Source organism: Halobacillus sp. A5, assembly GCF_024189315.1.
GTDB lineage: Bacteria > Bacillota > Bacilli > Bacillales > Halobacillaceae > Halobacillus_A.
This window is the reverse complement of the sequence record NZ_JAIZEO010000002.1, coordinates 725004-743060: the sequence shown is the minus strand read 5'-3', so window position 1 is coordinate 743060 and position 18057 is coordinate 725004. Positions and strand designations below refer to the sequence as shown.

General features: G+C 46.8%; 18 protein-coding genes. 4 read left to right on the top strand and 14 right to left on the bottom strand.

Features of this window, described 5'->3' with window-relative positions; all coding sequences use genetic code 11:
• The 4 genes from LF822_RS11800 to LF822_RS11785 form a co-directional block, all read right to left on the bottom strand.
• Positions 1-2098, bottom strand: a 2098-nt coding sequence (locus LF822_RS11800) for an HYR domain-containing protein (RefSeq protein ID WP_253924238.1), incomplete at its 3' end; no start/stop codon positions are given.
• A gap of 189 nt (positions 2099-2287) precedes the next feature.
• The gene (locus LF822_RS11795; RefSeq protein WP_253924237.1) at positions 2288-2893 is read right to left on the bottom strand and encodes an FMN-binding negative transcriptional regulator; all 606 of its coding nucleotides are present in this window, start codon (positions 2891-2893) and stop codon (positions 2288-2290) included.
• A gap of 98 nt (positions 2894-2991) precedes the next feature.
• Complete coding sequence (locus LF822_RS11790) at positions 2992-3258, bottom strand: hypothetical protein (protein ID WP_253924236.1); 267 nt, start codon at positions 3256-3258, stop codon at positions 2992-2994.
• Between the two features lie 106 nt (positions 3259-3364).
• Positions 3365-3535 (bottom strand): hypothetical protein, encoded by a 171-nt coding sequence (locus LF822_RS11785; protein WP_253924235.1) that lies wholly within the window; start codon positions 3533-3535, stop codon positions 3365-3367.
• A 150-nt stretch (positions 3536-3685) separates the two neighbouring features.
• On the opposite strand from LF822_RS11785, the gene LF822_RS11780 reads away from it, so the two are divergent.
• From LF822_RS11780 to LF822_RS11765, 4 genes are read left to right on the top strand one after another with little or no spacing between them, the layout of a single operon-like run.
• The gene (locus LF822_RS11780) at positions 3686-5203 is read left to right on the top strand and encodes a spore germination protein (RefSeq protein WP_253924234.1); all 1518 of its coding nucleotides are present in this window, start codon (positions 3686-3688) and stop codon (positions 5201-5203) included.
• Positions 5203-6405 (top strand): Ger(x)C family spore germination protein, encoded by a 1203-nt coding sequence (locus LF822_RS11775; protein WP_253924233.1) that lies wholly within the window; start codon positions 5203-5205, stop codon positions 6403-6405. Before LF822_RS11780 ends, LF822_RS11775 begins: the two co-directional genes overlap by 1 nt.
• A gap of 10 nt (positions 6406-6415) precedes the next feature.
• Positions 6416-6631, top strand: coding sequence for a hypothetical protein (locus tag LF822_RS11770; protein ID WP_253924232.1), 216 nt, complete (start codon positions 6416-6418; stop codon positions 6629-6631).
• Between the two features lie 16 nt (positions 6632-6647).
• Positions 6648-7739 carry a GerAB/ArcD/ProY family transporter gene (locus LF822_RS11765; RefSeq protein WP_253924231.1) on the top strand — a complete coding sequence of 364 codons (1092 nt, stop codon included), beginning with the start codon at positions 6648-6650 and terminating at the stop codon, positions 7737-7739.
• A gap of 326 nt (positions 7740-8065) precedes the next feature.
• Here LF822_RS11765 and ggt read toward each other — a convergent pair whose 3' ends face one another.
• The 10 genes from ggt to pgsB (LF822_RS11715) form a co-directional block, all read right to left on the bottom strand.
• Positions 8066-9721: a gamma-glutamyltransferase gene (ggt, locus tag LF822_RS11760; RefSeq protein ID WP_253924230.1), complete on the bottom strand. Its 1656-nt coding sequence runs from the start codon at positions 9719-9721 to the stop codon at positions 8066-8068.
• 5 nt (positions 9722-9726) lie between these two features.
• On the bottom strand, positions 9727-9891 hold the full coding sequence (locus tag LF822_RS11755) for a hypothetical protein (RefSeq protein ID WP_253924229.1): 165 nt from the start codon (positions 9889-9891) through the stop codon (positions 9727-9729).
• Between the two features lies 1 nt (position 9892).
• Positions 9893-10369, bottom strand: a complete 477-nt coding sequence (gene pgsC, locus LF822_RS11750) for a poly-gamma-glutamate biosynthesis protein PgsC (RefSeq protein WP_253924228.1) — start codon at positions 10367-10369, stop codon at positions 9893-9895.
• 13 nt (positions 10370-10382) lie between these two features.
• Positions 10383-11576 carry a poly-gamma-glutamate synthase PgsB gene (pgsB, locus tag LF822_RS11745; protein WP_256521889.1) on the bottom strand — a complete coding sequence of 398 codons (1194 nt, stop codon included), beginning with the start codon at positions 11574-11576 and terminating at the stop codon, positions 10383-10385.
• A 520-nt stretch (positions 11577-12096) separates the two neighbouring features.
• On the bottom strand, positions 12097-12852 hold the full coding sequence (locus LF822_RS11740; RefSeq protein WP_253924227.1) for a glucose 1-dehydrogenase: 756 nt from the start codon (positions 12850-12852) through the stop codon (positions 12097-12099).
• A gap of 291 nt (positions 12853-13143) precedes the next feature.
• Complete coding sequence (locus LF822_RS11735) at positions 13144-13320, bottom strand: hypothetical protein (protein WP_253924226.1); 177 nt, start codon at positions 13318-13320, stop codon at positions 13144-13146.
• Between the two features lie 11 nt (positions 13321-13331).
• Positions 13332-14993 (bottom strand): gamma-glutamyltransferase family protein, encoded by a 1662-nt coding sequence (locus LF822_RS11730; RefSeq protein ID WP_253924225.1) that lies wholly within the window; start codon positions 14991-14993, stop codon positions 13332-13334.
• Positions 14983-16143 carry a CapA family protein gene (locus LF822_RS11725; protein WP_253924224.1) on the bottom strand — a complete coding sequence of 387 codons (1161 nt, stop codon included), beginning with the start codon at positions 16141-16143 and terminating at the stop codon, positions 14983-14985. Before LF822_RS11725 ends, LF822_RS11730 begins: the two co-directional genes overlap by 11 nt.
• 12 nt (positions 16144-16155) lie before the next feature.
• A complete protein-coding gene (gene pgsC, locus LF822_RS11720) occupies positions 16156-16605 on the bottom strand; it encodes a poly-gamma-glutamate biosynthesis protein PgsC (RefSeq protein WP_253924223.1) in 450 nt (149 codons plus the stop codon).
• A gap of 10 nt (positions 16606-16615) precedes the next feature.
• The gene (gene pgsB, locus LF822_RS11715) at positions 16616-17806 is read right to left on the bottom strand and encodes a poly-gamma-glutamate synthase PgsB (protein ID WP_253924222.1); all 1191 of its coding nucleotides are present in this window, start codon (positions 17804-17806) and stop codon (positions 16616-16618) included.
• Positions 17807-18057: the final 251 nt, after the last annotated feature.

The following is an 18057-nucleotide window of genomic DNA, read 5'->3' as shown; positions in this document are numbered from 1 at the left end:
CAAATGAACATGGGTCACTTTCACTTCCTGAGGCATCGGTCGCTATACACGTGACAAGTGTCGTCCCCACTGGAAAGAAACTCCCTGATGCTGGAGTGCAGGTGGAGGTAGCGTCTGGACAATTGTCGATGACGGCAGGGGCTGGATAGGTGACAACAGCTCCGCACTCTCCTGGATCATTGGCTTGAACAATATCTTCAGGGCATATGATTTCCGGTGGTTCTTCATCAATGACCGTGACCTCAAACGTACATGGTTCACTTTCATTTCCTGAGGCATCGGTCGCTATACACGTGACAAGTGTCGTCCCCACTGGAAAGAAACTCCCTGATGCTGGAGTGCAGGTGGAGGTAGCGTCTGGACAATTGTCGATGACGGCAGGCGCTGGATAGGTGACAACAGCTCCGCACTCTCCTGGATCATTGGCTTGAACAATATCTTCAGGGCATATGATTTCCGGTGGTTCTCCATCAATGACCGTGACTTCAAACGTACATGGTTCACTTTCATTTCCTGAAGCATCGGTCGCTATACACGTGACAAGTGTCGTCCCCACTGGAAAGAAACTCCCTGATGCTGGAGTGCAGGTGGAGGTAGCGTCTGGACAATTGTCCATAACGGCAGGGGCTGGGTAAGTCACTATCGCCCCGCACTCTCCCGGATCATTGGCTTCCACAACATCTTCAGGGCATATGATTTCAGGTGGCTCTTCATCTATGACTGTAACTTCAAAAGAACAATCAGCAAAGTCCCCACTGGCGTTGGTTGCTTCACAAATAACTTGGGTAACACCCACAGGAAATAAACGTGTTTCAGTTACCTCCACTGTATTTTCAGGAGGCGAATAAGTGTGTACATTTCCATTACAAGAAACTTCTACAATCCCGCAGTCATTACTGTTTGCTATCACGGTATAAGTTACCTCTGATGTACATTCCCCAGGATCACTCGTTGTATTTATATCTTCCGGACATACAATATTAGGGTTACACACCGGAGCAGCTTCCTCTAAGAAAGGAGTATAATCCACGTTCCCTACAACTGTATCTCCTCCAGGCGTGTTAGGTCCATCAGGACTTCCCCACCAATTATTTTCTGCATCTAAAGGTTCTCCCATATTTGAGTTATAAAACAGGCCGCCGTCCACGTTATTAAAAATATTATTAAAGTTTACGTTGACATTTGTAGGGAGTTCATTCCCTATTCCAACCCGTACTCCATAGGTAGTTTTCATATCTCCTTCTGTGCCATTATCATGGATACAGTTATTCGTAATGGAAATGTTGTCAATTGTATAATCTAAAAACAAAGCTCCATTTGTGCTGAAAGAACGGTAAATCTCATTCCCTTCAATTGTTGTATCACTCATTTTCAAAGTAATTCCATCTTCGATTACGTCATGGACGATATTATCTATTATAAAGCCTCCTGAGCGGCCCTCATCCGCTCCTGCTGCATCCCCCAGCTTTATACCATCGTTAACCGTCACGTTATACACTAAATTTCGTTCAATGGTTGTGTTGGTAGCTTCATAAACGTAGATAGCTGCATCTGGGGAACGAATATCATGGACTTCATTATAACTTATAGTAGAATTCAGGGCACCACAGCAAACATTAATTCCATCGCCAAAGGTATCGTATACGTGGTTATAACTTATTACTCCATCCAAGATATTTCTTAACTGTAACCCCTCATCACCAGTTGCCTGATGCACAATGTTATAAATCACATTTGGTCTTTCTTTAACGGGCGCACCAGCTAATGATGCAATTAGATCTCCGGTACCGTTACGTACTTCCAACCCATTAATTGAAACGTCACTCGCTTCAATCCTAATAATGGTAGACAACATTCCACCGCCATCTACTATGGCTTCCGTAGCCGGATTTCCGGGCGTTCTACTTGTTGAACAAGTCGGCCGTGGATCCACATCAGCTTGTGGGCCAAGGAGTGTCACTGGTTTGTTCACTATAATTGTGGCCCCCGGAGTGTACAGTCCGGGTTCTACATGAACAGTGCCGCCGTTATCTACACCATTTATTCCGTCTTGTATTGTTGGATAGTCCATACTCGGTACAACTACTTCTTCCGGCATTTTCCTCCTCCTTATCCATAAATAAACCTAACTTATTATTATGAGAAAGAAGAGTAGAATGAGTGGGTAAAGTCATTAGCTTGATATCAAATATTTTATATATATTGCTGTTAAGATAAACTCCAGAACTTTGGTACCAGGTACGGCATTTCTCCTTTTGTGTACCTGGTACCCTTTTTTGGGTTTCACCTATTTAATGTTCTTCTTCATAAGCGATGCAATAATTCGATCATCCTGCTGCGAAGAGTTCTCTAATTGCTTAATAACTCGTTCCTGCCGTTCCACCGAATGATTTTGGCTTAATTTAGCTTTTGCTTCAATTTTAGTGATATTTAGTCGAAATGGTACAATTCCTTTACTCATGCCTTCGATAAAACCATGCTCCAAATGATTTAAATCATACGTACTGTCAGGGCTTTCATATTTAGTCACCAGGTCGTGCAGGGTATCGTAGGTCGTTTGGCTGTCTTCAATCATTTCCAATGTTCCATAGACATGGACCGATACATAATTCCAGGTAGGGACGGCTTTATTTGTTTCATACCAGGACGGGGAAATATAGCAGTGCGGTCCCTGGAAAACGGCAAGAGTCTGCTGGTTTTCTGCATCCTTCCACTGTTCGTTCGCCCGTGAAAAATGGCCGTACAGCGCATGTTCTGATTCTTCGTACGTGAGCGGAAGATGTGTCGCGCACGGTTCTCCGTTATGCTGTGAATAAAGAGTTGCAAATCCATAGGTTTCCATAAAATCATAAACTTCTTCTTCATTCATTTTGAAATGCTTAGGAATATACATCAGCATCCACCTTTCTACCTGAGTATTTTCACCATGTCAAAGCGATTCCCTATCCAATTACACTTTCCATTATCTTCACTCACAATCATTCGACCTTTCTACCAAAGCAAACTTACTATTCCAAACATCATCAACCCAAACAGAAAAGCAGCTGCTCGGTATATTTTGCTGTGTATCCAATGGGGAAATAGCTTTTTCGTCATCCACAAAAACACTTCCCCCACTATTTGAAGCAAATTCGGACAGGCAGACATGATATCTAAGAAATTATCGTCAGAGTTGTACCGTTTAAAGGCATGGTAAAAACCAATCACTCCAAAAAACCCGAAAACCAGTGTAGCTAATAAGGAGACAGCCAAAGCCATAACTATTCCCCCTTTTAAATAAATTCTGTGGGAGATGGTTCTAATATCCCCACTGCTATGTAATCTGTATGATTATTTCTCCCGCAGACTTGCCATTTCATTTTTCTCATCCTGGAAAATAAATATTTACTATGACCAGGACAGCTGCAAAGAATCCGTATAATGACCAGGCGATTTTCTTATTTCCTTTGGGCGCTTCTTTGTTTTTTATAACCTGAATCAGTTTATACGTTAAAAATATAACAGCAAGAATGGAGACTAGGAATACTCTATTCATTTTTATCCCCCCACAAATGAAATAATTTAAGTGTATATACACTTCCTTAAAGTTGAGGTTCTGAATTTCTTACAAAATATCATGTATGCCTTCATAATTTCTCAGTTTATGAACAAAATAAGCAAAAACTCGGGATTAAAGGCGGGATCAATGTTGAAGCAAAAATCTAACAACCAAACATCAGCCGCTTCAAAGCCGCTTATTCCTGATTTGGAAGAAAGCTTAGCTCATATACGTTCTACTATGGGCGACAGCTCTGATCTTGTCATTCGTCCTATGGTGATTCACAAAACTTCCGCAGCGGTTTTATTTATGGACGGGCTTGTAGATATGAACGCTGTACAGGACTTTATCCTTGATGCTTTGATGCATGAGATGTCGTCAAAGCGGGTGTCGAGTCACCAGCTTTATTTGACCATCAAGGAAAGTTCATTGCCCATTGGTGAAATGGAAGAAATCGAGACGTACAAGGAACTTTTCGATAAGCTGCTTTCAGGTGAAACGATCGTACTGATCGAAAAACAAAAGAAAGCATTGTCTGCAAGCACAAAGGGCTGGCGTGACAGAGGGGTGCAGGAAACTACTTCAGAAAGTGTGATCCGCGGCCCTAAGGAAGCTTTTACAGAAACGTTAAGGACCAACACGGCATTACTCCGAAGAAAAATTAAAGATCCCGCCCTACGTGTTGAGCCTAAGAAAATAGGAAGAAAAACCCATACGGATGTAGCGGTTGTCTATTTAGAAGGAACAGCGGAAACGGAAGTCATTGAAGACGTGATGCGGCGCCTGGATCAAATCGATATTGATGGGGTACTAGAAGGCGGGTATATTGAAGAATTTATGCAGGATGCCCAGTATTCTCCCTTCCCTACCGTCTATAATTCTGAAAAACCTGACGCCATCGCGGGGGGCATTCTTGAAGGCCGAATCGCTATTATTACGGATGGCACGCCCAATGTTCTGCTGGTTCCCGCCTTATTCGTTAACTTCATGCAATCCAGTGAAGATTACTACCAGCGGTCGGATATTAGTACATTTATAAGGATATTGCGCTTGTTCTGTTTTTTTGTCGCTTTGTTTATGCCTTCTCTTTATATTGCGTTCACCACGTTTCATCAGGAGATGCTCCCGGCTCCTCTATTAATCAGCTTGGCTGCCCAGAGGGAAGGGGTGCCGTTTCCTGCTTTAGTCGAAGCTTTGATGATGGAATTGACGTTCGAAGTACTGCGGGAAGCGGGGATAAGGCTCCCTAAACCTGTAGGTTCCGCTGTATCGATTGTTGGTGCGCTTGTGCTGGGACAATCCGCTGTCCAGGCCGGCCTTGTCTCTCCTGCTATGGTTATCGTCGTTGCTCTCACGGCCATCAGCAGCTTTGTTTTTCCGGCTTATAATATGGCGATTTCAGTTAGAATCCTGCGTTTTCCTATGATGATGTTAGCGGCTTCGTTCGGCTTATATGGCATCATCCTGGGTATGATTGCGATGGTTCTCCATTTATGCAGTCTAAAATCCTTTAATAAGCCGTATATGTCTCCTTTTGCTCCTTTTATCCCTAAAGATCAGAAGGATGTACTGGTTCGTTTTCCGCACTGGGGCCTGTTATCCCGTCCTAGTTCCTTAACAAAAAAAGACCAAAAACGTGTAGATTCTACATCAAAGGAGCGCTGATGATCGTGATGAAGAGGGGCATCTTTTTCAAAGTTTCAGCTGCAGCTTTATGCTTACTTCTCCTTACCGGGTGCTGGAACAGTAAGGACTTGGATAAGCTTGGCATTGTGGTGGCGATGGGGATTGATAAAACGGACGACGACCAATACCTGTTAGTGACTCAGGTCATTAACCCATCTGAAATCGCCACAGAGGCACCGACTACACGCCCGCCGGTGTCGACTTATTCGACTACCGGCGAAACCATATTTGAGGCATTCAGAAAATTGGCCAGTGAATCCTCGCGTGATATGTACTTAGCCCAATTAAGGCTCCTTGTGATCGGCGAAGATTTAGCTGAAGAAGGAATGATGTCTTCCCTTGATTTATTTTACAGGGATCATCAGTTCCGGACGGCTTTTTACGTAGCAGTTGCTAGAGATACGGACGTAAACACGTTATTAAGTATTCTTACCCCCTATGAGAAGATCCCGGCTAATAAACTTATGTCGGCTATTGAAGCTGTAGAACAAAGTCACGGTTCCTCAAAAGGGGTCAGAATTGACGAATTAATCTCTCAAATCCGCAATAAAGGGCAGAACCCTGTCATTACCGGTCTCCTCAAAGAAGGCCCGTCAGATACAGGTAATAACATTACTAATATAGAAAATATTGATGCACCATCCAACCTGACGATTGATCACTTAGGCGTATTAAAAGATGACCGGCTTGTAGGCTGGCTTGATGACGAGGCAAGCAGAGGGTATAACTACATTCTGGGAAATGTCAAAAGTTCAGTCGTCACCCACCCATGCACAGACGGAACGGCAAGCATTGAAATATTAAGGACTCAAAGTAATATGGATGCGGTATTTAAAGGTGGTGAACCCTCCATTGCCATTGAACTGGATGTAGAGGGAAACGTGGGGGAATTGGATTGTCCTATTGATTTAGGTGAAGCAGATTCTCTTAAAGATTTGAATAAGGAAACAGAGAAAGAAATTAAAAGACTAATGGAAACCTCTATTCAAATATCTCAAGACGATTATGGAATTGATATTTTTGGTTTCGGCAGCGTAATTCATCGTAAAAACCCAAAATATTGGAAGACTGTTGAAGACGATTGGGATACACATTTCAAAGAATTAGATGTGGACATACAGGTCAAAGCGGAGCTTCGCAGAAAAGGGAATTCTACACAACCGATCAAAAAAGAAGGCTAGGTGAATAAATATGTGGTCGATGCTGGCGATTCTCATTATCGCAGCGGTTATCTTTTTTATGGAGTTTCCGTTGTTGAAAAAGAAGAAGAAAAAGAAAGACCTCTGGTTTTTCAGCATTCTTTTAGTGTTCTTCACCGCTGTTAGTGTGCTGGAGGCCTCGGAGTTCCCTTTACCGAACCCGCTGGACTATATTCAGGGCTTTTATCAATTTTTCTCAGGGTCATAAAAAGTGAGGTGTGAAAATGGATAATCAGACGATCACTCCCCGTCAGTTCATGTTCTTAGTTATTTTGTTTACTGTAGGAAGCTCCATTCTTATTGTTCCCGGTCCCCTGGCAGCGCAGGCGAAGCAGGACGCCTGGTTATCGATCATCCTCTCTATTTTAATCGGGCTGCTTCTTATCCTTTTCTATGATCACATGACGAAATTGATGGAAGGTAAGACATTTGTTCAGGCGACGATTATGGTATTTGGAAACTGGTTCGGCAGGTTTCTTCTATTCTTTTACCTTTCTTTTCTGTTTATATTAGCCGCCCTCGTTTTAAGAAATATCGGGGATTTCATGACGACAGAAATCATTCCGGAAACCCCGTTGCAGTTTACCCATATTCTTTTTTTGATCGTTGTTATATGGGGGGCTTATTTAGGCTTGGAAGTCATGGGGAGGTCTGCTGAGATCTTCATGCCCTGGGTATTTCTTTTATTAATATTTTTTACGATTACTTTAGTGCCCCAGATTAAAATAGAAAACCTTCAGCCCTTTTTAGGTGAAGGGGTGATGCCTGTGCTCAGTACTTCTACTCTGGCACTCGGCACCCCTCTCTTAGAGATGGTAGTCTTTCTAATGATCCTCCCCTATGTGAAAGACGCGCAGCCGAAACGAAAAGCGTGGGTGTTAGGTGTGTTGATCGGCGGGTTTATTTTGACTGTGATTACGCTCCTCTGTTTGCTGGTGCTTGGAAGCGATCTCGCTGCGCTGAATACCTTTCCAAGCTATAGACTGGCACAAAAAATCAATATTGCAGGATTTTTAGAAGGGCTGGAGGTCGTTATTGGTATCATCTGGATGCTGACGATTTTCTTTAAAATGGTGGTTCTCTATTATTGCGTGACTGTCGGGATTGCCCAGTTCCTCACTATGGACGACCACCGTCCGCTGCTTCTGCCCCTGGGAATGGGCATCATTGTTCTCTCCATCATCGCCTACCCCGATGTCGCATACTTTGAAACATTTGTAGCCACTACATGGTTTCCCTACGCGCTCACCCATGGATTCCTCCTGCCCGCCCTCGTCTGGATCGGCCTCCTAATTAAGAAAAAGAGGAGCGGGTAGCCGTTGTGTGCCGCCGTTGTTGTTGTGTACCGTTGTTGTGTACCGGGTACAGAGGATGGCCATTTGTGTACCCGGTACACAGAGAAAAAAGAAAAAAATGTTTTGGGATGGCTGCCGCATGGTGGTAAATGATTTATGGGCGGAATTGAGGCGGTTGTGGGTTTTTATTAGTAAAAGGTTCATTTTTTCAAAGTAAAAATGTTCCAAAATGGAATTATTGAAGGGTTTTGTGTACCGGGTACACAAAGCCACCTTCCGCGTACCCGGTACACAGAGAAAAAAGAAAAAAAGAGGGGAGCCGCCAGGGCTCCCCTCTTTTTTGGGGGTTATTCGGATTCCCAGCTTCCTTGTCTTCGGGGGTCGCTGGCTCCGTGGATGTTGTTGTTTTCGTAGTCGATGACTAGTCCTTGCACGCTTCCGAAGTAGGAGGTGCGGTCGGAGTATTGAACGTCGATGCCGAGTTTCTCTGGGTCATCGAGAAAGACGTAGTCGTTCTCGACTTGCAGGGTATCTTCATTCAGCTCCAGGAAGGTGCGCGGCTCTTCGACTGATGCCTGGATCGGTTCATTGAACTTGATCATGCGTACGAGCTGCTGGGCGACGATGGGTGTAATGCGCCGTCCGCCTGAAGCGCCGATGCCAATGACGGGATTGCCGTTTTTCGACAGGATGACCGGCGTCGTGTAGCTGAACGGGCGTTTGCCGGGTTCTGGACGGTTCGGCGAGTCGTCGTTGTTGCTGAAGTTTTTCAGCTGGTTGTTCAGGAAGAAGCCTTCGACGTAATCTCCAGAACCAAAGAAGTTGCTGAGCGTATTGGTGACCGAAACCATCATGCCGTCTTTGTCGACGACGACGAAATGGGTCGTATTCTCATGATCTTCAAGATCCGCGTCCGAATCGAGGTCCGATTGGTATTCTTCCGTGAGTTCGGAGCCTTCGATACCGGAGCTGAGCTTCTCAATGTGCTCGTCTGACATCATCTCTTTGACCGGAACGTCGGTGAATTCGGGATCACCGACATGCTTGAGCCTGTCCTTGTAGCTGACGCGGTTGATCATGCCCATCGTCATGGCGTAGTCGACAGGTTTATCATTTGTTTCCTCGATATTAAGTTCTTCGGCCATAGCGAGGGTTTGCAGCAGCATAATCCCCCCTGATGGCGGCGGGGGTGCCAGGACGTCATAGTCGCCGAATTCGCCTTCCATCGGTTCGGACGTTTCCACCTCATAGGATTCCAAATCTTCCTGATCGAGCTTGCTCTCTTCATCGTTCATGTCATCTGACAGATCGCCGGAGTAAAAAGCATCCGGACCGCCTTCTTGAATGCCGCGCAGTGTATCGGCGAGCTGCTGCTGTTCGAGCACTTCACCCGCTTCGATCGGATCGCCGTCCGGGTACATGTGATCCAGCTCCGGCATGCGGTATTGAGCGTCCGACAGCCGGTTGTGCAGCGTTTCGGAGACGGTGATGCCGTTGCTGGCAAAATTAATCGACGGCTCGATCAGCTGCTCCATCTCTACAGAGCCGAAATCCTTGTGCACTTCATCCATGCCTTTGACAAATCCAGGTACACCGACGCCGCTGTCCGGCACGGTTTCTGAATCCGGGGCGGTTTCACGGTAATCGTAAATGACGGGCGATTCGCCGCTCCCTTTTTCCGGATGGATCAGCATCGTCCCGCCGCCGCCGATGCCTGATCCATAGGGCTCGGCCACACCTAAGACGTAGCTTACGGCAATCGCGGCATCCACAGCGTTTCCACCCTGATCGATCACCTTCATGCCGACTTCTGTTGCGATTTCACTATCAGATGTCACGCCGTATGAGCCGATTTCCTCTTTCTCGGGAGCGGTATCGTTTAACGTATAGTCGTCGCTCGAGTCACGTTCCTCCCTCATCCCGCCCTGCTTCACCGACAATAAAATGAGGATTAAAATAAACAGGCTGATGATGATGAGATTGAACGTTTTACTTTTTCCCATCGTTCTTATACCAGACTGATTAAGAAGAGGATGGCCGAAATGATTAATCCGATCGTGGCATCTGTGGTCGTGCGTTTCTTATGGCGTTTGATCGTTTGCAGCACCCACTGGCTGAACGATAATTTGTATTCTTTGCGTGTTTTCTTTTTATATTGTAAAGTTGCTTCCATTTTAGATTCCTCCTCCAATCATGCTTGTGCCGGCCACAATGCCGAACGTCACTCCACTGAGCAGCAGGGTACTGGCTGTCGTCGGGAGCACGCCCTGCTTTTGAATAGTATTGGCGATCAATCCCGGGATTATTACTCCGATCGCCATCATGCCGTCGACGATGTCCGGCGTCGAGTAGCCCGGCACCGCCATATCAAAGACAATTTTCAAAATAATTCCGACGGTCAGCATCGCGGTGAACTTCCGTCGTCCGTATAAAATGGTGAATTTCGCGATGACTTTCATGACGACTAAATAGGTCACAAAGCTGATCATAAAAATGACGGCGACACTGACGGGGAACGTGAACAGCATGGCCATATAGCCAGGCACGACAAGTCCCGCAGGCAGTACGCCAGTTTTTTCTGTATAAAATAAACTAAGAACAATTCCTGCAACTAATGCTAAATATACGTCTCCAGTATCAAATATAAACATGATGAATTCCTTTCTATGCCGTTCCTTTTATAATTTTCTTCTGTTCCAGACGGGTGGTCAGTTCTTCTGCTCCGCCGTGAATGTTGCCGATGCCGTAAATCGTTTTGCCTGCCATGTAAGGCTGCAGGACGCGGACAATCTCTTCGGTTTCATAGCCTTCGAGATCGAGCATATTCTTCACGGGGAGGGCACCTTTCTTATACGCATCAACTATTGGTCCTGTCGTCTGTCCCATGAGGATGAGCGTTTCGCACGGCAGATACGGCAGCACCTGCTTCGCAAACTGATCGGTTCGGTCAACGCGGTCCTCCCGGCAGTTCATAATCACAACGGGCTCTTCCGTCGGATAGCTGAGCTGCTTGACCCGTTCCCAAATGTTCAGCGTAGATGTCGGGTCATTCGCTGAAAACCCGTTAACGAGAAAGGTCGGATTGTAGTTGTCTCCAATCGGCAGAACCTGCATGGCGCCAGGATCCGGCCACGCTTCAAGCATGCCCTGTCTCGCCATTTCATGATCTATACCTAAGATATCCGCGACCACTAAAGCAAGCGCCGCATTCTCCGGGAATACCATGTATTCAAATTTTTTCAAAAAGTCTTCCGAAATGAGTGATGTGTCACAAACATGCACTCTCGTATTGCGCTCCGCCGCTAGCTCCCTAAAGCGCGGCACGTAAGGACTGTCGTTGACAATCAAGTCGCCGTCGTACGGAATCGCCTCTCCGAACGAGTCGGCAACCTCCTCAAGCGTCGGCCCGAGCACGTCCATATGATCCTCAAGCACATTCACAATTAATCCAATGTTCGCCTGCAGCAGCTGGTCCTGGAAAATCACCTGATAATCCGGTTTCACCGCCATGCACTCACTGACGAGCGCATCCGCATCAAGATCCACCGTCTTGTTGAGAACCTTACGCTGCTCACCTATGTTCGGCCCTTCCAGCCTGCGCTGGATCGGCTCCTCCTGGCCGTCAAACCAGTACAACATTCGCGCGTCAGTCCCCGTCGTCTTGCCAACCGTCTTATAACCGGCCTTCTGAAGAACACCGGTAATCAGTCGAGTCACCGTCGATTTTCCACGGATACCGTTCACATTGATCCGTACCGGTATGCTCTCTATGTTTTTATTATTTTTCATCTTCTCCTTTGCTCCAAGGAAAAAAGCAATTGCAGCCAATATGAGAATAATAATAAGTTCTACTACCATGTTTTACCTCCACAGCCAGTGTTGATTGTTTTTGGACTTAGGAATAGTCCGCAACCCAATATACTAGAGAAAAGTTACCTCATCGTTACATCACAATTAAAATTAATAACAACTACATGACATACTAGATCTATCATCTGGTGAGTCGTTGGATGGGATTTTTCCATATTTGGCGGCAGTGGTTCCATTATTATCCTGTTAAATTAGGAGTTAGGTTTGACAAAAACGGTGCAGGATCAAGGAGTCCTATGAGGAGAGGCTTAGAAACGGTGAATTCAAAACTATGACAAGGGTGCTATGCACGGTGTTGCATCGTTGAAATAATTAAGGAAGGACTAAACTTTAATGTAAATTTATGGTTTATTTCTAAATTTTAAATTAGCGTTTCCTTGTGCTTCCCGGCAATATTTTTTACATTTTAGGTAAAAGTCCTCATTTGTGAGATATAACGGTGTGTAACTGCTCAGAAGCTTCCCATGAAAAAAACCCCAATCATTGAGAAAGATTGAGGTTTCATTGATTATCTCCCTAAGTATCCTCCATCAACAGCGAGGGTAAAGCCGTGAATATAATCAGAGGCCCGGGAAGCTAAAAAGATCGCTGCTCCACGTACATCCTGTGGTTCCCCCCACCTTTTAGCGGGAATCCGTCCGAGAATTTCCTGGTTTCTTTGTTCGTCATTGATGAGGGCGGTGTTCATATCGGTCGCCATATAGCCTGGCGCAATGCAATTCACATTGACTCCGTGCGCTGCCCACTCATTGGCCAGTGACTTCGTAAACTGCATCACCGCGCCCTTACTTGCTGCATAAGCTGGAACAGTGTATCCCCCGTGAAAAGAAAGCATTGACGCCATATTAATAATTTTGCCGCTGCCCTGTTCAATCATTTTTCTGCCAAACTTCTGGCATAAGAGAAAGACAGCGTTTGCATTAATGTCCATAACGAAATCCCAATCTTCTTTTGGAAATTCAACAGAAGGATGACGTTTCTGCACGCCGGCGTTATTGACTAGAATATCTACTCTCCCGAATTCATTCGTGATTCGATCAATTAACTCATCATACTGCTCGCTGTTCTGCAGATCGAAGTTAATGCCTGCCGCTTGTACACCTTCGTTACGCAGTTCGTCTACTACTTCTTCTTTCACGTTTCGCGCAATAACAACGACATCAGCACCTGCGCCTGCCAGGCCTAATGCGATGTCTTTCCCAAGTCCTCGGTTCCCGCCGGTTACGACAGCCACCTGATTCGATAAGTCAAATAGTTGATTCATAAAAAAACTCCTAACATCTTTTTGTTGCTGTATCCGCGCTGAAGGCTTTGCTTCAGCCGGCATTACAATGTTCGTACCCATCTTCTCGAAATCCGGAGGTTTTAGCAACCCTTATCTGATTCTTATGTGGTGTGGGTAGTGAAGGGCTGAGGGTTTAGCTAAAACGGGATGGTCAGATAGCGACCTAACGCCGTAAGATAACACCCCAACGCGACAGGATAGCTCCCTAACTCGGATAGATAACGCCCTAACGTAAAACCGAGCCCCCGGGAGGAGCTCGGCGATTTTTGTTTAGTTGCTGATGATGCTCTCGTCTTCTTCATTGTTGTTTTGCTCGGCGTTGAAGTTCTCGATAAAGGTTCTGTCTTCGTCGTTGATCGTGTCGACTTGTTTGAATGTGGCCATGGCGATTATGACCAGTCCGAGCAGAATAAATGAGCGTGATTCTTTAAGAAATTTTTTGATCATATGGGTCTCTCCTAATTTTCTTTGATTTGCCAGTCACCGGCGCGGCGGCTGTCGGCGGCGCCGTACATAAGGCCCTGCTCCCGGTCGATGACGAGGCTGTGGATCGCTCCGTAAAATTGGTCAGAGTCGTACGTGTCGAGTCGGTATCCTTTGTCCTGCAGCTGCTGTGTGACGTCTTCGTCTAAGCTGTCGGCGAAGGCTTCTTCCATAATCACCTCCTCTTCTTCGACGTAAAAGCGCGGCTCCTCGACGACTTCTTCAAGCGGCTGATCCAGCAGCAGATGGCGTGTGAGCACGTCGGTGATCATCATCGGGATCCGCTTCCCGCCTGGTGTGCCGATGCCGATGACGGGCTGGCCGTCTTTGGCCAGGATCGTTGGTGCGGTGTAGCTTCTCGGGCTCTTCCCTGGCTCGGGGGCGTTTACGGATCCCGGTGTTTCGCTGAAGTTTGAAAGCTGGTTGTTTAAGAAATAGCCGTCGACGAATTTGCCGGATCCGAAAAAGTTACTGAGCGTGTTCGTTGTTGACGCCATGTTGCCTTCTTTATCGACGATGACAAAATGGGTCGTGTTGGCGTGATCGGCTTCATCGGCCGGGCTGTCGTTAATCTCGATATCCTCGGACAGCTGATCCGTGGATATATCCTCAGCAAGATTCTCGGCGTAGGCGTCGCTTGTCATCGTAGCGACATCTATTTGATTAAATTCAGGGTCGCTAATGTGAGAGAGACGATCGCTGTAGCTCTGCTTAATGATCTCTCCTAAGAGGTGGATGTACTCTTCGTGATTCGCTGCGGATTTTTCCAGTTCCATGTCTTCAACCATGTGAAGCGACTGTATCAATGCGGTGCCGCCAAAAGGCGGGGGCGCTGTGATGACATCATAACCTGCAAAGCTGCCGGTTGCGGGCTCGGCGGTTTTCACTTCATACTCGGTTAAATCCTGCTCGCTGTGCCCGGATGTATTCGCAAGAAAATTCTGCCCGAGTTCGTCGTTGTAAAAGCTGTCCGCTCCCCCGTCGCGTATCGCTTTAAGCGTCTGGGCGAGCTCTTCCTGCTTGATCGTAACGCCCGGATTCACTGGGGTTCCATCAGGATAAAGGTGAGGCAGATCGGATATCGGCATGCGATACTGAGCAGCCTTTAAGCGGCTGTGCAGACTATTGTCTACTTCAAAACCCCCTTCTGCCACGTCAATAGCAGGCTGGAGCAGCTCGTTCATTTCCAGGTTGCCGAGGTCGGCGTTCAGCTGCTCCATTCCTTTGACAAATCCCGGGAGACCTACGTTATCCTCCGGCATTTCTCCGTTGAGCGGAGCGTTTTCGTTATACACGTAAGTGACCGGGTCGCCGTCTGCGGGATGGTAAAGCGTTTCGCCGCCTCCTCCGATGCCTGAACCATAAGGCTCGACGACGCTTAAGACGTAAGAAACCGCGACGGCTGCATCAGCGGCAGAACCGCCTTTTTCTAAAATCTTCATTCCTGCTTCTACAGCAGCTGGGTTAGAGGCGCTGACGCCATACCCCTGATCCGTTTCGACAGGGTCTTTATGTTCTTTATTTGAAGATTGGCTGAAGATCGAGTTCCCGGGTGTTACGCCTTCGACTTGATAGTAGAACCACATGCCCGCCACGACAATGACGGACAGCACGGTAATGAGTATTTTATTCTGCAAGGCTGCTCTCCTCCTCGGCTGTAATGTGTGAGTGATCGACTGGGATTACGGCGCGGCTGCCTTGTTTACTCCAATCCGCTTCATCCAGCTCCTTCGTCATTTTTCTTAATATGGTGGTAGTGCGGTAACGTTCGTTCTCCGTCAGCAGAGATGGCTTCGTTTCTTCAATATAAGAAGGCAGCACCTCAAACCGGGCGGAACCGTCTTCCTCTAAATGGTACTGAACGACTGCAGATTCCTTCGTGCGCGACCAGCCCTGGTCAAAAATGAAGTTGCCGAGACTGTAGAAAATGACCGTGTCCTCGTACTTCTCAATCGGTGCTATAACATGAGCGTGCGATCCAAAAATGGCGTCTGCTCCGGCATCGGCCATCGCATGGGCGTAATCACGCTGTTTGGGCTGAATATCATTTTCATATTCTTTGCCCCAGTGAACGTGGACGAAGACAAGATCAGCATTCTCCTTCGCTTCCTGAATCAGCGGAAGAAACGTCTCGGGATCAGCGCCGAGGACGCCGGCTGCCGTGTCGGTGGCGCGTGTACTGTATTCAAGAATGTCGTTAAATCCAAGGCTTGCGACCGTCACGCCGTTATATTCCTTGTAGTGAATCTCTCCCGCTTCGGTTAAGTTCTGGCCGGCCCCGATTACGTCAGTTTCTGAATCATTAAACGTATTGACGGTATCGGTTAAACCGGTAATTCCGTAGTCGAGAATATTATTATTGGCAAGATTAGCAACGGTAAAATTGGCGTTCTCCAGCGCTTCAACGGCTTCCGGCTGCGTTTTAAAATTGTACGCTTTCTCAATCGGAACCGCGTCTTCATTAAGTACAACCGGATGCTCGAAGTTGCCGGCGACATAATCAGAGTTATTAAACAGCTCACGGACGTTGTCAAAATGAGCATCATAGGAGTCTTTTTCTGCGACATGTTCTGTGAAGCGTCCGAACATGATGTCCCCTACGACAGAAGCGGTGAACCTCGAATCGTCTTCTTCCACCGCTGTTGCCGACGGCTTCATATAATGGTTCAGCGGATAGACGAGAGCGAGCACAACGAGCATGGCGATTAACGTATGGAGCGACGTGCGTTTTTTATGCCATTTGCTCTGCTTTAACATCTTTTCTTTGAAGTTCAATTTTTTTGCCATATGGTATTCACCCTAAAATAAGAAGTAAGCAAACATGATTAAAAAAGTCAGACCACTGAGGAGCAGCGTGCTGATCACCGTTGGGAACAATCCCTGCTTTTGAATCGTGTTTGCGATTAAGCCTGGAACAATGACCCCGATCCCCCGGAGTTCATAAATTTCAAACGGCACGACGGGATAAACAGCATCGAGCAGCAGTTTAATAACGATGCCTGTAGTAAGCATGGCGGCAAATTTTCTCCGCCCGTAAAGAATCGAAAAGCGCGCGATGCCGTACTGGACAATAAAATAGGTTAAGAAGCTGATTAGAAAAACAGTCAGCATATACACAGGCTGATCGAAGCTCAACGCTAAGTAGCCCGGCACAATGAGACCGGCGGGAAGGATGCCGGTTTTCTCAGAATAAATCAGGCTTAAAATCACACCTACAACTAACGATATATACAAATCGGATCCAAACATGGGAGGCCTCCTAGCTGACAACTAATTCTTTTTTTGGCTGATGCTTTGTCTTGAATTTTTCAATTAACGGTTCAGCGGCGCCGTGAATGTTGCCGACGCCGTAAATTACCTTTTTGTTGAGATAAGGCTTTAGGGACTGAAAAATCTCTTCGGTCGTATGCTTCTCAAGATTCATGAGATACCTGGCGGGAATCCCGCCCGCTTCATAGGCATCGACGATTGGATGGGTCACTTCACCGATAAGGACGAGACGGTCAGCATGAATGTACGGCAGGACGTCGCGCGCAAACAGCTCGGTACGGTCGACGCGGTCCTCCCGGCAGTTCATAATCAAAATCGGGTCGCTGTGCGGGTAGCTTGTCTGCTCAATCCGCCGCCAGATGTTCAACGTCGAAGCAGCATCATTTGCCGCAAACCCATTGACGAAAAAGCACGGCTCTTCCTCGTCCATAACCGGAAGAATCCGCATTGCCCCAGGGTCCGGCTGCGCCTTCAGCATGCCGCGGAGCGCCGTTTCTTCATCAATCTCAAGCGCTTCTGCCACCGCCAGGGCGAGCGAAGCATTCTCCGGAAACACCATATATTCAAACCTGCGTAAGTATTCTTCTGAAATACGAGAGTTATCTGCCATGATGACGCGTGTTTTGCGCTTTCTGGCAACTTTTCTAAAATATATCGTGTACGGCGAATCGGTTAGAATCAAGTATCCGCGGTAAGGTATCGTAGCCGTGAACGCTTCCGCCACCTCATCAACCGTCGGCCCCATCACATCGAGATGATCCTCAAGTACATTGACGATCACACCAATATTCGCCTGCAGCATCTGATTTTGAAAAGTAATCTGATAATCCGGATTCACCGCCATACATTCACTAACAAGCGCTTCAGCTTTCAGCTGGTGGGCCTCCTTAATCACATGCTTCTGCTCACTTATATTCGGCCCCTCCAGACGGCGCTGAATCGGTTTCTCTTCCTTCGTATGCCAGTAAATCATACGCGCGGACGTCCCGGTCGTCTTCCCGACCGTCTTCCTGCCCGCTTCCTTCAAAACACCCGTAATCAACCGCGTTACCGTTGACTTCCCTCGAACCCCATTCACATTCACCCGGATCGGAATGGAGCGGATGCGGCGCTGATGCCGCTTCATTTCATAGATGCCCAGACTGAGCGCGATGATGATCATAAGCGGTATTAATAACATCGAATCCCCTTCCCTCTCTTTTACAAAAAATGCTGTTTCTTTCTATACTCGTAAACTATCACACGAATTTGTTAGTTTTTTTATAGTTATGTAAGGGTTCTGTAAAAGTTTTCAAATTAATGTAAATTAGCTTTAGATTATTAGTGTAAGGTCGACGGGGATGGTGGGGGTTCGACAAGGATTTTGGGGCGCTGGGAGTGAGCGCGGCACGGGTTATGGGCGCATTGAGGTCGGTTGTGGGCGGGATTTTC

Bases quoted from the DNA above. Each gene is read 5' to 3' on its own strand.
- ggt (WP_253924230.1), bottom strand. From the start codon at position 9,721: ATGGGAAAAAGTAAAACGTTCAATCTCATCATCATCAGCCTGTTTATT.
- pgsB (WP_256521889.1), bottom strand. From the start codon at position 11,576: ATGGTAGTAGAACTTATTATTATTCTCATATTGGCTGCAATTGCTTTT.
- LF822_RS11725 (WP_253924224.1), bottom strand. From the start codon at position 16,143: ATGGCAAAAAAATTGAACTTCAAAGAAAAGATGTTAAAGCAGAGCAAA.
- pgsC (WP_253924223.1), bottom strand. From the start codon at position 16,605: ATGTTTGGATCCGATTTGTATATATCGTTAGTTGTAGGTGTGATTTTA.
- pgsC (WP_253924228.1), bottom strand. From the start codon at position 10,369: ATGTTTATATTTGATACTGGAGACGTATATTTAGCATTAGTTGCAGGA.
- LF822_RS11785 (WP_253924235.1), bottom strand. From the start codon at position 3,535: ATGAATAGAGTATTCCTAGTCTCCATTCTTGCTGTTATATTTTTAACG.
- LF822_RS11780 (WP_253924234.1), top strand. From the start codon at position 3,686: ATGTTGAAGCAAAAATCTAACAACCAAACATCAGCCGCTTCAAAGCCG.
- LF822_RS11775 (WP_253924233.1), top strand. From the start codon at position 5,203: ATGATCGTGATGAAGAGGGGCATCTTTTTCAAAGTTTCAGCTGCAGCT.
- LF822_RS11740 (WP_253924227.1), bottom strand. From the start codon at position 12,852: ATGAATCAACTATTTGACTTATCGAATCAGGTGGCTGTCGTAACCGGC.
- LF822_RS11795 (WP_253924237.1), bottom strand. From the start codon at position 2,893: ATGTATATTCCTAAGCATTTCAAAATGAATGAAGAAGAAGTTTATGAT.
- pgsB (WP_253924222.1), bottom strand. From the start codon at position 17,806: ATGTTATTAATACCGCTTATGATCATCATCGCGCTCAGTCTGGGCATC.
- LF822_RS11735 (WP_253924226.1), bottom strand. From the start codon at position 13,320: ATGATCAAAAAATTTCTTAAAGAATCACGCTCATTTATTCTGCTCGGA.
- LF822_RS11770 (WP_253924232.1), top strand. From the start codon at position 6,416: ATGTGGTCGATGCTGGCGATTCTCATTATCGCAGCGGTTATCTTTTTT.
- LF822_RS11790 (WP_253924236.1), bottom strand. From the start codon at position 3,258: ATGGCTTTGGCTGTCTCCTTATTAGCTACACTGGTTTTCGGGTTTTTT.
- LF822_RS11765 (WP_253924231.1), top strand. From the start codon at position 6,648: ATGGATAATCAGACGATCACTCCCCGTCAGTTCATGTTCTTAGTTATT.
- LF822_RS11755 (WP_253924229.1), bottom strand. From the start codon at position 9,891: ATGGAAGCAACTTTACAATATAAAAAGAAAACACGCAAAGAATACAAA.